The sequence below is a fragment of the Streptomyces sp. genome (assembly GCF_035563135.1).
In the GTDB taxonomy this organism is placed as follows: domain Bacteria; phylum Actinomycetota; class Actinomycetes; order Streptomycetales; family Streptomycetaceae; genus Streptomyces.
Map to the genome: position 1 here is coordinate 1 of NZ_DATMVN010000736.1, position 13,870 is coordinate 13,870.

Sequence of the window (13,870 nt, forward strand, 5' to 3'; positions counted from 1 at the left end):
GGATCGCGGTGGAGGTGAGGCCGTCCGGTGCGGGGGGCCGGCGCGGCGGAACGGTGGTCCGGGACCGGGTCCGCCTCCCCTGCCCGGCCGCTCCGCAGCCCGAGCCCCGCCGCCCCGACGAGCAGGGCGCCGAGCATCACGAAGGGCGCGCCCGTGCCCGCGACCCCGGCGATCAGCCCCGCCGAGGCGGGGGTCGCGACCTGGCCGAGCCGGTTGCCGGTCAGCCTGAGGGCGAGAGCGGTGGAGCGGGCCTGGGCGGGGGCCGCCTGCACGACGGTGGACATCGAGAGCGGCTGGCCGACTCCCAGGCAGAAGCCCAGCACCGCGAGCATCACGGCGAGTCCCCACACCGGGACGGGCAGGGCGACGGCCGCGCAGAGGAGGCCGCCGAGCAGACAGGTCGTGGAGAGCAGGGTGGTCCTGCCGACCGTGCGCAGCATCGGCGTCATGACGAGCCGGCAGGCGATGGTCGCAGCGGCGCGCAGGCTGAGCAGCAGGCCGACGGTGGCGGGTGCGACACCGCGGTGTTCGCCGACCACCGGCAGATAGGCGGTGAGGATGTCGGTGGCGCTGAGCACGGCGAGGCTGATGAAGATGCCGGCCGGGACCCCCCGGGTGCGCAGGATGCTGCCCACCGGCACCTTCCGGGCCGCCTGCCGGGACGGGCCGGCGGTCCCGCGGTGCTCGATGCGCCACAGTGAGGTGAGGGAGACCGCGGCGACGACCGCCGAGACGAGCAGGGCGAGGGCGCTCGTGCGGGCCATCTCGCCGTCCTGCCCGGAGATGAGGTGGCCGGCGGCGATCGGCCCGGCGAGCTGGCCGAGGGAGGCGCCGATGGTGAAGTGACCGAAATTGCGGTCCTGTTCGGCGGGGGCCGACTGCCGGGCGACGAGCGACTGTGCGCCGATCACGAAACAGAGGTGGCCGAGCCCCATGACCCCGCTCCACGCGGCCAGCTCCGGGAGGGAGCCCGAGGTGCCGCTGAGCGCGCAGCCGCCGCCGATCAGGAGGACCCCGACGGGCAGCAGCGGTGCGCAGCGGCCGTGATCGGTCCGCCGGCCCAGCGGTACGGCGGCGAAGAGCGGCAGGAGCGCGTACACACCGGCGATGACGCCGATCGCGCGCTCGTCGGCACCCAGCGAGAGGGCCCGGTAGGAGACGGCGGGCCGCGCCATCGACACCGCCCCCTGCGCGAAGGCGAAGGCGATGACGAGGCGCAGCAGCCAGCCCCTGCCGGGCCGTGGTTCCGGAGGCATCAGATGATCCCGAAGAGGATTCCGGCGCCGAGCACCACGAGCGAGGTGAGCACGGCCCACTTGACCGTGAACCGGGTGTGGTCGCCGAACTCGACCTTGGCCATGCCGACCAGGACGTAGACGGCGGGAACGAGCGGGGAGGACATGTGCAGCGGCTGTCCCGCGATGGAGGCGCGCGCGATCTCCAGGGGGGAGACGCCGTGGGCGGCGCCGGCCTCGGCAAGCACGGGCAGCACTCCGAAATAGAAGCCGTCGTTGGACATGAAGTAGGTGAGGGGGAGGCTCAGCAGACCGGTGACGACGGCCATGTGGGGGCCCATCGCGTCGGGGATCGTCCCGACGAGCCAGTCCGCCATGTGTTCGACCATACCGGTGCCGGTGAGTACGCCGGTGAAGACGGCGGCGGCGAAGACCATGCCGGAGACGTTGAGCACGTTGTCGGCGTGGGCCGCGATCCTGGCCCGCTGGTCGGGCATGTGGGGGAAGTTGACGGTGAGGGCGAGGGCCGCGCCGAGCAGGAAGAGCACCGGGATCGGCATGAGCTCCAGGATCATCGCGGCCAGCAGCGCGACGGTGAGGCCGGCGTTGAACCAGTAGAGCTTGGGACGGAGCGTGGACCTGTCGGGGTCGAGTCCCTTGAACTCCTCGTCCTCGTCGCCGTCCGCGGCACCGGAGCCGATGCCGGAACCGGTGCCGGAACCGGTGCCGGAACCGGTGCCGGTGCCAACGCCGGTGCCGCTGCCCCCGCTCTTCGGGGCCTTCGTGAGCCGGTCCCCGCCGCCCGCGCCGACGAGGACGGTCTCGGACTCGGTCACCAGTGCCTCGTCGAGCGTGAGCACGCCGAGCCGCTTGCGCTCACGGCGGCCCAGGACACAGGCGAGGAGGACGACGGCGAGGAGGCCGACGGCGAGGGCCGGGATCATGGGGACGAAGATGTCGGCCGCGTCGACCTTGAGCGCGGTGGCCGCGCGGGCGGTGGGGCCGCCCCAGGGCAGGGTGTTCATGACCCCGTTCGCGGTGGCGGCGACACCGGTCATCACGACCAGGCTCATCTTCAGCCGCTTGTAGAGCGGGTACATCGCCGAGACCGTGATCATGAAGGTGGTGGACCCGTCGCCGTCCAGCGAGACGATCGCGGCGAGAAGCGCCGTACCGACGACGATCCGCATCGGGTCGGCCTTGCAGAAGCGCAGGATGGCCCGGACGATCGGGTCGAAGAGACCCACGTCGATCATCACGCCGAAGTAGACGATGGCGAACATCAGCATCGCCGCGGTCGGCGCGAGGGTGCCGACCCCTTCGATGACGTAGTCACCGAGCTTCGCGCCCTGTCCGACGAGCACGCAGAACAGGGCGGGAATCAGGACCAGCGCCGCGATCGGCGACATCTTCTTCATCATGATCAGGACCAGGAAGGTCGCGATCATGGCAAAGCCGAGGATTGTCAACATATGGGCTACCTAACGTTCACCTTTGAACTTCACCGGTGCGGCGGTCCGGTTGACGTTAGGGGCCCTGGAGCAGCGTTAACAAGATGTCGGCGTGTGAGCAATACGAGCAAAACCCCAGGTCAGCGAGTTGGTGTGACGGAGACGGGCACAGCGTTGAGCACTGCGGTACCGGACAGCGGGTCCAGGAGGGTGCCGTCGAGGAGCTGGTTCACGTTGACACCGGGCTCGGCCCCGGCGACCGACATGCGGGTGCCCGGACGGCTGTGGCCCCATCCGTGCGGAAGGCTCACGACCCCGGTGCGCACCGCGTCGGTGATCTCGACAGGCGCCTCCACCTCGCCGCCCGCCCCGGCGATGCGGGCCGTGTCGCCTTCGGCGAGTCCGATCCGGGCCGCGTCGTCGGGGTGGATCTGCAGGGTGCAGACGTTCGAGCCGCCGCGCAGCGCGGTGACGTTGTGCATCCAGCTGTTGTTGGACCGCAGATGACGGCGGCCGACGAGGACGAGTCCGGCGGGCCGCGCGCCGAGTGACGCGCGGAGCCGGGGCAGGTCGGCGGCGATCGGCGCCGGGAACAGCTCGATGCGGCCGCTGCGGGTCCTGAGCACCTGCGGGATGCGTGGCTCCAGCGGGCCGAGGTCGATCCCGTGCGGGTGTTCCAGGAGCTGCTCCAGCGTGAGCGCGTAAGGGCCGAGGCGCAGCATCAGGTCGAGGCGGCGTTCGGCGCCGGTGAGTCCGTTCAGCTCCCCGGCGAGCGCTCCGGGGGCTCCTGCCTTGGCGAGCGTCGTGGTGATGACCAGGTCGTCGACGGCCTCGGGCGGCGCACCGTGGTTGCCTCCGACGGCGAGGACGAGCCGGGCGAGGATCTCGCTCTCATCCATCCTCCCCTCCTCCAGCGGCACGGCGGGACGGCTGTAGCGGACCTGGTTGCGCACGGCGAAGGAGTTGAACGCGAAGTCGAAGTGGGCGCTCTGCGAGGGCGGCGGCGGGGGCAGCACCACGTCCGCGTGGCGCGCGGTCTCGTTGAGGTACGGATCCACACTGATCATGAAGTCGAGGCCGTCGGCGAGTGCCCGGTCGAGGCGGTCCCCGTCGGGGGCGGAGAGCACCGGGTTGCCCGCGATGACGATCAGGGCCCGGATCCGGCCCTCCCCCGGTGTCTCGATCTCCTCGGCGAGTGCGGCGACGGGCAGTTCTCCCTTGGCCTCGGGGTGCCCGGAGACCCGGCTCGTCCAGCGGCCGAGGTCGAAGCCCTTCCCCGGCCCCGCGGCGCGCGGGGCGCGGGCGGTGGCGGAGAGCGGGAAGAGGGCGCCGCCGGGCCGGTCGAGGTTGCCGGTCAGGATGTTGAGTACGTCGACGAGCCAGCTGGCCAGGGTCCCGTGCTCGACGGTGCAGCTGCCGATGCGTCCGTAGACGGCGGCGGCGGGGGCGGCGGCCAGCTCGCGGGCGATGTCCCGGATGGTGTCCGCGCCGAGGTCGCAGGCCGCGGACACCGCCTCGGGGGTGAAGTCCGCGATGGCTCCGGCCAGTTCGTCGTATCCGTCCAGGTGCCCGGCGAGCGCGCCCGGGTCGGTGAGCTTCTCCTCGACGAGGACCTGGGTGAGCGCGGCGAGCAGCAGGGCGTCGGTGCCGGGCCTGATGGCGGCGTGCCGGTCGGCCAGGCGCGCCGTGCGGGTGCGGCGCGGGTCGATGACGGTGAGGGTGCCGCCGCGCCGGCGGAGCGCCTTGAGCTTGCCCGGGAAGTCGGGGGCGGTGCAGAGGCTGCCGTTGGACTCCAGCGGGTTGGCGCCGATCAGCAGCAGGTGTGCGGTGCGGTCGAGGTCCGGTACGGGGATGGCGTGGGCGTCGCCGAAGAGCAGTCCGCTGGAGACGTGCTTGGGCATCTGGTCCAGGGTGCTGGCGGTGAAGACGTTGCGGGTGCCGAGCGCGGACAGCAGCAGCGGCGGATAGAGCCCGCCCGCGATCGTGTGCACATTGGGGTTGCCGAGGAAGACCCCGACGGCCTGCTTGCCGTGTTCCTCGGTCAGCGCCGGGATCTTCGCGGCGATCGCGTCGAAGGCCTCGCTCCAGGTCGCCTCGCGCAGGACGCCGTCCGTGCGGACGAGGGGGGTGCGCAGCCGGTCGGGGTCGGCGTCGAGGCCTCCGAAGGAGGCGCCCTTGGGGCAGATGAAACCCTGGCTGAAGACGTCCTCGCGGTCACCCCGGGCACCGGTGACCGTGGTCCCCTCGATGGTGAGGGAGAGTCCGCAGGTGGCTTCGCAGAGCGGGCAGACGCGCAGAGCGGTACGGGATGCGTGGGACATGAGCCCTCCCCGGGGCGGCGGCAGCGGTGGCGCGCGGGCACGATCCGGTGTCCCGCGGCGCACTCGGCGGGCGCGGGCTCCCGGAGGACCGAGCATACCGACCGGTACGAATGCTGGCGAGATCCCGGAGCCGCCCCGTTCCCCGCGGCTCCCCGGCCCCGCGCGGCTATTCGAGGATCTGGGAGAGGTAGGCCCGGAGCAGGACCCGGGTCTCCGCTATCAGGTCCGGGTCGCCCGCAGGGTCGGCACGGAAGGCGAGCTGGAGCAGGGCGTCGGCGGCCTGCACGCAGACCAGGACCGTGCGGAGCAGCACGGCGTCGGAGGCGGCCCCGTCACGCCCCCGGCCGAGATGGCCGGAGACCAGCTCCGTCAGGCGCCCCGCCACGAGCAGGTTCGCATCCGCGTCGAGCGGACCGGCGGCGGGCACGGGAGGGCCGAAGTCGACGAGGGCGAAGCCGGGGACGGAGCGCTTCATCGCCAGGTACTCGTCGAGCACCGCGTCGATGGCCGCACGCCATTCCCGCTCCGGTATCGGTGCGAGCCTGGCGGCGACCCGCTGGGCGTAGACCTCCAGATTGCGCTCGGCCAGGGCGTCGACCAGCGCCCTCTTGTTGGGGAAGAAGCGGTAGACGGAACCGATGGGCACGCCGGCCCGGTCGGCCACCGCCCGGGTGGAGAGCTGTTCGTAGCCGGTCTCGTCGAGCAGCACGGCGCCGGCGTCGAGGATGCGGGCGAGGCGGTCGGCGCTGCGCTGCTGCACGGGGACGCGTCGGAGGTTCGTATGAGCACGGGGCACGGCTCCATGATGCCCGTATGCCGTTGACGGGCCACGTTTCGATTCCTACGGTGATGCATAGGATTCCTCGTCGGAGGAGTCCATGGGATTCCTCATCCACCGGGAGCACATGATGAGCGGCATCGAGCAGGCGAGGAAAGCGGCGGAGGATCTCGGTCACAGCTCCGGCTTCGGCAACGAGCACAGCTCGGAGGCCGTCCCGGGTGCCCTGCCGCACGGCCGCAATTCGCCCCAGCGCGCCCCCCTCGGGCTGTACGCGGAGCAGCTCAGCGGCTCGGCCTTCACCGAGCCCCGGGCCCGCAACCGCCGGTCCTGGCTCTACCGGATCCGGCCCTCCGCCGCCCACCCCGCCTTCGTCCGTACCGGCAACGGCGCCCTGCGCACCGCCCCCTTCACCGAGACCGTCCCCGACCCCAACCGGCTCCGCTGGGACCCGCTCCCCGACCCCGCGCCCGGCACCGACTTCCTGGACGGCCTGTGGACGCTGGGGGGCAACGGGGACGCCACGCGGCGCACCGGCATGGCCGTGCACCTGTACAGCGCGAACTCCTCCATGACGGACCGGGTGTTCAGCGACTCCGACGGCGAGCTCCTGATCGTCCCCGAGCGCGGCGGCCTGCTGCTCCGCACCGAGCTGGGCCTGCTGGCGGCCGGACCGGGCCAGGTCGCGCTGATCCCGCGGGGCATCCGCTTCCGTGTCGAGCTGCTGGATTCCGGCGCCCGGGGATACGTCTGCGAGAACTACGGCCAGCCCTTCGTCCTGCCCGACCTGGGTCCGATCGGTGCCAACGGCCTGGCGAACGCCCGTGACTTCCTGGCGCCGGTCGCGGCGTTCGAGGACCGCGAGGGCCCGGTCGAGGTGGTCAACAAATTCTGCGGGAACCTCTGGTCCGCGACCTACGGGCACTCGCCGCTCGACGTGGTCGCCTGGCACGGCAACCACACGCCGTACGTCTACGACCTGCGCCGCTTCAACGTCCTCGGCACGATCAGCTACGACCACCCGGACCCGTCGATCTTCACCGTGCTGACCTCACCGTCCGACACCCCGGGGCTCGCGGGCGTCGACTTCGTCGTCTTCGCCCCGCGCTGGCTGGTCGGCGAGGACACCTTCCGCCCGCCGTACTTCCACCGCAACGTGATGAGCGAGTACATGGGCCTGATCGAGGGCGCCTACGACGCCAAGGCGGGCGGCTTCGTGCCGGGTGGCGGCTCACTGCACAACATGATGTCGGCCCACGGGCCGGACCGTGAGACCTTCGACCGGGCGAGCTCGGCGGAGCTGGAACCGCAGAAGATCGACGACGGCCTGGCGTTCATGTTCGAGACCCGCTGGCCGGTCACGACGACCGCGCAGGCCGCGGGCGCGGACCATCTCCAGCGCGGGTACGACGACGTGTGGCAGGGTCTGAGCCGCAACTTCCGGCCGTGAGACCCCTCCGCCGGCCGCACCGCAGAGAGCTCAGGTGAATCCGATGGACCAGGTGAACGAGGCGGACCGGACGCCCGGGTTCGCCCCCGACTCCCTGGTGCTGAACCGGAAGCTGCCCCTGTGGTACCAGGTCTCTCAGTCCCTGCGCGCCTCCATACTGGGCCGCCCCCGGGACGCCTCGGCGCGGCTGCCCACCGAGGAGCAGCTCGCCGTGCACTACGGCGTCAGCGTCCTCACCATGCGCCAGGCCCTCAAGGAGCTGGAGAGCGAAGGGCTGATCAGCAGGCACCGGCGCCGCGGCACGTTCATCGAACCGCGCGCCCGGCGGGTGTCACCGGTCCGGCTGCTCGGCTCGATCGACACGATCGTCGCCCAGCAGTCGGGCGAGCGGACCACCGTGCTCGGCCACGGCCGGGTGCCGGTCCCCGGTGACCTCGCGGAGTTCTTCCCGGACTGCTCCGAAGTGGTCAGCTACCGGCGCCTGCGCAGCGACGACGGAACGGGCGAGCCGACCAACTGGGCGGAGAACGCGGTCCGCCCGGAGATCGCGGCCCGGCTCGACGTGGCCGATCTGGAGCGCTGGCCGATGACCAAGGTGCTGCGCGACGTGATCGGCGTACGGATCTCCCGGATCACGGACACCGTCGAGGCGCGCCTCGCCGACCCCAATACGGCCGAACTGCTCCAGGTCCCGCTGCTCAGCCCGATCCTGCACTGCACGGGCGTGACGTACGACGAGGACGGCACGGTGGTGGACGTGGCGCGCATCCGCTACCGGGGAGACCGCTTCTCCTTCTCCGTGACCGTCGACGCGCACTGACGGCGGGGCCGGGCGGCGGGCGGATCGTTACGATGCCGGGAGCGGCGGACGTGGCGACGGGGAGGACGACACGGTGGCAGCACGGGTGGCGGCCGGAGCCGGCGGGGGCGACGGGCTCCCGCTGCTGGACGACCTCATGCCCTGGTCGGTGCGGCCCCTGCGCACGGGGCGCCCCTGGGTGACGGCCCCCGACGCCGCCTCGCTCCGGGCCCGGTGGGACCTCCTGGTGCGGGCCGAGGGCGCCGAGCAGGAACGGCTGTTCCACCCCAGCCGCTCCCGTACGCCGCTGACTCCCGCCGCGGCGCTGCCGGGCAGGTCCACCGGGACGAGCGCCTTCGCCCGGGACCCGGGTCCGTATCCCGAGCCGGTCCGCATCCTGCACGGCCCCTTCGACGCGCAGTGGCTGATCCCCGACCACCGGCTCCTCGACGCGGCCCGCCCGGAGCTGTGGCGGGTCGCCGACGGACACCAGCTCTTCGCCGTCGAGCACGGATACGTGCCCCAGGACAGCGGTCCCGCCCTGTCCGCGACCGCGCTGCTGCCCGACGGGCACTCCCCCGCCGGCCGGCCCGGCCGGATACGGCCGCTCTACCGGCGGCCGGGTGGACGGGAGCCCAACCTCGCACCGGGTCTGGCCGCTGCGCTGACCGCCCGGTACGGGACGCGGGTCACCGCCGGGTCCGTCCTCGCCTGGGCCCTCGCCGCCGCCTCCCCCTCCCCCGCCGGGCCGCTCGTCCCGCTGCCCGCCGACGGCTCCGTGTGGGCACAGGGCGTGGAGCTCGGCCAGGAGCTGTTGCGGATCCAGCTGCGCGGTGCGCACGGCGGTGAGCGCCCACGCCTGCCCGGCGGCCGCCGCCCGTATGTGCGCGCCGCGGTCCCGCCCCGGCCGGGCCGGCTGCGCTACGACGCCGCCGAGGAGGCGGTCGTGCTCGACGAGGGGCGCATTGCGCCCGTTCCCGCCGGGGCCTGGGAGTTCCGGGTGAGCGGGGTGCGGGTGCTGGAGCTCTGGTTCGAGCGCCGTACTGCGGCGGCGGAGGGGCTGGCGGCGGTCGGACCGCGCGGCTGGCCGCAGGAGCGGACATCGGAGCTGCTGGAACTGATCACCGTTCTGGCGCTGCTCGCCGGACTGCGGACCCGGCAGCGGGCGCTGCGGAAGAGCCTGGAGCAGGCGGGGTCCCTGACCCGGGAGGGGCTGCGCGCGGCCGGGGTGCTGCCCGTGCCCGCGTCGGCCCGGCTTCCCGCATCCGTCCTGGATCACCAGGAGGAGGGCCCGGAGGGGCAGTTCGCGCTGCTGTGAGGCGAGGGGCCGTCACACGGCCGGCGACGCGGAAGAGCGGCCCGGTGGGTGAGCGGGGCGCCGACGGGTGCCGTACCGGCGCTGGGGAGCACACCGGCGCAACGCTGCCGGCCCCGGGGATGACGGACGGGCGGACAGCAGCACTGCGCCGGGGCGGAGTGATCGTGGCGCGGCCCTGAACGGAGGGCCGGACCGGTCGTGACAGCCGTCGGTCAGCGGCGGCTGCCGAAGAGCGAGCGCCGCAGTCGCCGCAGGGGGGCGAAGAGCGAGACACGCGCGCTCCTGCTCCTGCGGGTGTGCGCGGCGTCGCGCGAGGTGAGTTCGAGCATCAGCAGCGTCGCTTCCGCCGACTCGCGCTGCGGAACGGCGGGGCCGCCCAGCACTGCGAGATGGCGGTCGAGGCGCGAACTGGTCGCTCCGCTCCCACATGTGATGGCAGGCACACGCGGCCTGCTGCGCACCGTTATCTGTTCCATGTCACTCCCCACCCGTACGAGGGCACCCGGCCCGGGCAGGTTAACCCTATCGTCCCGCGGTCACACTCGTGTATCCCGGCCGCAGGATTGCACACCTGTATACGGGTGTTGACGTGCCGTTACCGGACCCTGCCGGTTCCCGGAAGGACCGGGCCGGCCTGGAGGGGATCCGCCCGTACCGCGTACCACTGCCGGGGAGACACCGGCGGGAGGAGGCGGCACGCGCGTCGGTGAACGCACCGGCGGGTGCGGGGGCGTACGCCGCGCGGGCGTCGCGGATCTCCCGTGACGCGCGGGAAGGGGACCCCGCGGGAGGGGCCCCTTCCCGGCGAACGGCCGGGCCGGTGCGCCGCACCGAAGCGGGTCGCTCAGACTTTCGGGCTGCGGTCAGGCTTTCGAGTCGAGGACGGGCAGATAGCCGCCGGACTGCCCGGCGGCGGTCGGGTGGTACGACTCACCGATGTTGAGCCAGTTCACGCTGTGCAGCCAGGCACTTCCCGAACAGATCTCGTGCCCGGTGAAGGCCGGGGTGACGTCGCCGAAGGTGAAGCCGTGATCGGCCGCACGCTTGGCGGTGGCGGCGTTGAGGTGGTCGGCGGCGCTGTTGATGGCGGAGCGCTCCTTCTCGCTCAGACCGGCGAGACAGCCGCCGCCGAGCTTGTAGAAGCGGGGGTAGCCGAGGACGACGACGTGGGCCGAGGGCGCTCTGGCGCTGATCGCCGCGTACACGGAATCCAGCCTGCCGGGCAGGGTCGAGTCGACGTAGGCGCGGGCCGTGGTGATCCGGTTCAGACAGGTGGCCTCGGACTGCAGGACACAGGTGGTCATGACATCGGCGAAGCCGGCGTCGTTGCCCCCGACGGAGATCGAGACGAGGTCGGTCGCGGAGCTGAGAGGGCCGAGCTGGCCGGCTGTGACATCCCCGGTCCTCGCCCCCGAGCACGCGGTGAAGGCGAACGAGGCGGGGTCGTTGGCCGCCTCCCAGAGGACGGGGTACGCACGGGTGCTGCGCTTGCAGGCACCGCTCGCACTGTCGTAGCTGCCGGCGCCGACACCCGACGAGTACGAGTCGCCCAGGGCGACGTAGTCGACGGCCTCGACCGCCGGTGCGGATTCCTGGGCCTGGGCGACGCCCGCACCGGTCAGAGCGAGGGCGGTGCCGAGCAGGAGAGAGGACGAGAACGCCACGAGTCCGGACATTTTCATGGGACCTCCTTGGGCAGGATCTCTGCCTGCTCCGTGGTAGCAGTACCGACGGGGATTCCGAAAGTGTGCATGCCAAAAATGCTCCGACGGGGCCGTCTTGACGTGGACTTGACAGGGCGTCACATTTACATCCGTCATCCGGCGCGCTGGAGGGAAAGCCACCCATGCGGATCATCGATCGCGGAGCGGAGACAGCCACCGAGGCCGTGCCGCCCGTCCTGGCGGACGGCGCGGACGGCGCGGACGGAGCGGCAGGAGCGGACCGCGACGGCGCCCGCCGGGACCGATTCACCACTACGCGCCCCCGGCACGCCCTTTCACCTCTTCGCAACACCGGCCGCCACCACCGCGCCCCATGCCCGCCTTCCGGGGCCGGAACGGCCCGGCCGCCTCACCGTTCCACCACCGGGCCGCCCCTCGTCACCCCTCCGGCGGCGGACACCGTCCGGGCGCCGGGCAGCAGGCCGGCGCGTAATTCCGCCCTGATCACCTCCGGGACGGAATTGATCGTTCCCCTGCCCGCACCACTTCCCGGGACCCGGCGCACGCCGAAGAATAATAAGCGTCAATTTCACAGTCGAATCTGACAGTTCCGTCAAAATCTGAAAAGAACAAGACGCCCTCACCTGCCTTGTCCTACAGTTCCAGTCGTCAATACCGTCGTAGATCAACCCGCAACGGTCCATCACTCGGGCGGCTCCAGGGGGAGGGCTCAGGCAGCCGCGGTGGACACCGGAGCGGGACGCGGTAGGGGGGTGCCGTGCCCGGCGGCCGTACTCAGCGGAGTCGGCAGCCGTGCGGCCAGTTGTTCGAGCTCATCCAGCCGGGCTCGGAGCGCCATGCCGCCATGGCCGGGGTGAGAACCCCCCTTTCGAACCGGACCTTCATCCGGACAGCCCGGGGCGGGCCGTCCACCGGACGAGAGGGAAAGACTCATGAGTTCAGTTCTGCCTTCCTCGATCAGACCTGCCACCGAAGAGACCGGAACCGCCCGAATACAGAGCCAATACCGACCGATCTCTTCCCATCTCGCGATAGCTCCGCCGGTAAGTGTCGTGATCCCCGCCATGAACGAGGCGGAGAATCTCCCTCATGTGTTCAGGACCCTGCCCGACTGGATTCACGAAGTCGTGCTCGTCGACGGGAATTCGACCGACGACACCGTGCGGGTGGCCCGTGAACTCCGGCCCGACGTCGTGGTCGTCAGACAGGTCGGCAAGGGTAAGGGGGACGCGCTGATCAGTGGGTTCGCCGCCTGTACCGGTGAGATCATCGTGATGGTCGACGCGGACGGCTCGGCGGACGGCGAGGAGATCGTCAGCTATGTCTCCGCCCTGGTGGGCGGGGCCGACTTCGCCAAGGGCTCCCGTTTCGCCAACGGCGGTGGCACGGACGACATGACGGCCTTCCGCAGGCTCGGCAACCGGGCGTTGTGCACAGCGGTCAACCGCAAGTTCAAAGCCCGCTACACCGATCTCTGCTACGGCTACAACGCCTTCTGGAAGCACTGCCTGGACAGGATCACCCTGGACTGCACCGGCTTCGAGATCGAGACCCTGATGAACATCCGGGTGGTCAAGGCCGGTCTCAGGGTCCAGGAGGTGCCCAGCCACGAGTACAACCGCATCCACGGGGTCAGCAATCTCAGCGCCGTGCGGGACGGCCTCCGGGTGCTGAGGGTGATCCTCAAGGAGAAGCGCGTGCGCCGCGGCGGACGCCGGGCGGCTGCCGTCCCCGCCGTCATCGGCCGGGGACAGGTGCTGTGAGGCTCCGCGACTTCTCCGTCGTCATCTGTGTCCACACCGAGGAGCGCCTGGAGGACATCCGGGAGGCCGTCGCCTCGGTCCGCGCGCAGACCCTGCCGGCGGAGGAGATCCTCCTGGTGGTGGACCACAATCCGGCGCTGCTGCGTCACCTGTCCGAGGAGTACACGGACCGTCCGGGGGTGCGGGTGCTCGCGAACGCGGGCCCCCGCGGTCTGTCGGCAGGCCGGAACACAGGGATCGCCGCCGCCCGTGGCGCGATAGTCGCCTTCCTCGACGACGACGCGGTGGCCGAGCCGGACTGGCTGCGCCACTTCGACGAGAACTACGCCGACCCGGCGGTGATGGCCGTCGGCGGCCGGACCCGGCCGTCGTGGGCCTCGGGCCGCAGACCTGTCTGGTTCCCCGAGGAGTTCGACTGGGTCGTCGGATGCACCTACCGGGGGCTGCCGCCCGGGCGGGTCCGGGTCCGCAACGTCCTCGGCGGCAACGCCTCGTTCCGGCGTACGGCGTTCGAGGCGGCGGGCGGCTTCGCCACCGGCATCGGGCGGGGCGGCGGCAGACGCCCGCTGGGCGGCGAGGAGACCGAGCTGTGCATCCGGCTGAGCCGGGCGCTCCCCCACGCCGTCCTGCTGATCGACGACCGCGCCGTGATCCACCACAAGGTCCCCGAAGCACGGGAGCGTTTCGGCTACTTCCGCACCCGTACGTACGCGGAGGGGCTCTCCAAGGCGCTGGTCACCCGGAGTGTCGGTGCGGCCAAAGGGCTGGAGTCCGAGCGCCGCTACACCACCCGGGTGCTCCCGGCCGGGGTACTGCGGGGCGTGCGGGACTTCCTCCTCGGCCGTCCCGGCGGGGCGGGCCGCGCCGGGGCCGTCGTGACGGGGGTACTGGCGGCGGCCGCCGGCTACGCGGTGGGGAGCGTACGGGTCCGGCGGGGCGGCGCGTCCTTCGCCGTACCGGCGAGGGGACCCGCCCCGGGCGCGCGTGCGGAGGAGGCGCGGTGAGCGGGGGCGGTCCGGCGGGCGGGAGGAGCCCGGTGGACGAGGGTGGCGCGGTGGACGGGGGCGGTG

Annotated in this window: 11 protein-coding genes; 5 read left to right on the forward strand and 6 right to left on the reverse strand. The window is 72.1% G+C overall.

Annotated elements, in window-relative coordinates; translation table 11 throughout:
• From VN520_RS32710 to VN520_RS32725, 4 genes are all read right to left on the reverse strand, one after another.
• The coding region (locus tag VN520_RS32710) for an MFS transporter (protein ID WP_325750564.1) at positions 1-1,256 on the reverse strand (1,256 nt) is incomplete at its 3' end.
• Positions 1,256-2,707, reverse strand: a complete 1,452-nt coding sequence (locus tag VN520_RS32715; protein ID WP_325750565.1) for a citrate:proton symporter — start codon at positions 2,705-2,707, stop codon at positions 1,256-1,258. The genes VN520_RS32715 and VN520_RS32710, both read right to left, overlap by 1 nt.
• A 119-nt stretch (positions 2,708-2,826) precedes the next feature.
• Entirely contained in the window at positions 2,827-5,007 is a 2,181-nt protein-coding gene (locus VN520_RS32720) for a molybdopterin oxidoreductase family protein (RefSeq protein WP_325750566.1), read from the reverse strand.
• Between the two features lie 166 nt (positions 5,008-5,173).
• Positions 5,174-5,803, reverse strand: coding sequence for a TetR/AcrR family transcriptional regulator (locus VN520_RS32725; protein WP_325750567.1), 630 nt, complete (start codon positions 5,801-5,803; stop codon positions 5,174-5,176).
• Between the two features lie 112 nt (positions 5,804-5,915).
• Here VN520_RS32725 and hmgA point away from each other — a divergent pair, with 112 nt between their 5' ends.
• The 3 genes from hmgA to VN520_RS32740 all read left to right on the forward strand — a co-directional run bounded on the left by hmgA (position 5,916) and on the right by VN520_RS32740 (position 9,352).
• Complete coding sequence (hmgA, locus tag VN520_RS32730) at positions 5,916-7,235, forward strand: homogentisate 1,2-dioxygenase (protein ID WP_325750573.1); 1,320 nt, start codon at positions 5,916-5,918, stop codon at positions 7,233-7,235.
• A gap of 43 nt (positions 7,236-7,278) precedes the next feature.
• On the forward strand, positions 7,279-8,055 hold the full coding sequence (locus VN520_RS32735) for a GntR family transcriptional regulator (protein WP_325750568.1): 777 nt from the start codon (positions 7,279-7,281) through the stop codon (positions 8,053-8,055).
• A 73-nt stretch (positions 8,056-8,128) separates the two neighbouring features.
• A complete protein-coding gene (locus VN520_RS32740) occupies positions 8,129-9,352 on the forward strand; it encodes a type ISP restriction/modification enzyme (protein WP_325750569.1) in 1,224 nt (407 codons plus the stop codon).
• Positions 9,353-9,564: 212 nt separating this feature from the next.
• On the opposite strand, the gene VN520_RS32745 is transcribed toward VN520_RS32740, so the two are convergent.
• Both VN520_RS32745 and VN520_RS32750 read right to left on the reverse strand, forming a co-directional pair.
• Positions 9,565-9,828, reverse strand: coding sequence for a hypothetical protein (locus VN520_RS32745; RefSeq protein WP_104790182.1), 264 nt, complete (start codon positions 9,826-9,828; stop codon positions 9,565-9,567).
• Positions 9,829-10,215: 387 nt separating this feature from the next.
• Entirely contained in the window at positions 10,216-11,034 is an 819-nt protein-coding gene (locus VN520_RS32750; protein WP_325750570.1) for an SGNH/GDSL hydrolase family protein, read from the reverse strand.
• 935 nt (positions 11,035-11,969) lie between these two features.
• Between VN520_RS32750 and VN520_RS32755 the strand changes: the two genes are divergently transcribed.
• Together VN520_RS32755 and VN520_RS32760 are read left to right on the forward strand one after the other, a co-directional pair.
• Positions 11,970-12,800, forward strand: a complete 831-nt coding sequence (locus VN520_RS32755) for a glycosyltransferase family 2 protein (protein ID WP_325750571.1) — start codon at positions 11,970-11,972, stop codon at positions 12,798-12,800.
• Positions 12,797-13,804, forward strand: coding sequence for a glycosyltransferase family 2 protein (locus VN520_RS32760; protein WP_325750572.1), 1,008 nt, complete (start codon positions 12,797-12,799; stop codon positions 13,802-13,804). Before VN520_RS32755 ends, VN520_RS32760 begins: the two co-directional genes overlap by 4 nt.
• Positions 13,805-13,870 lie beyond the last annotated feature (66 nt).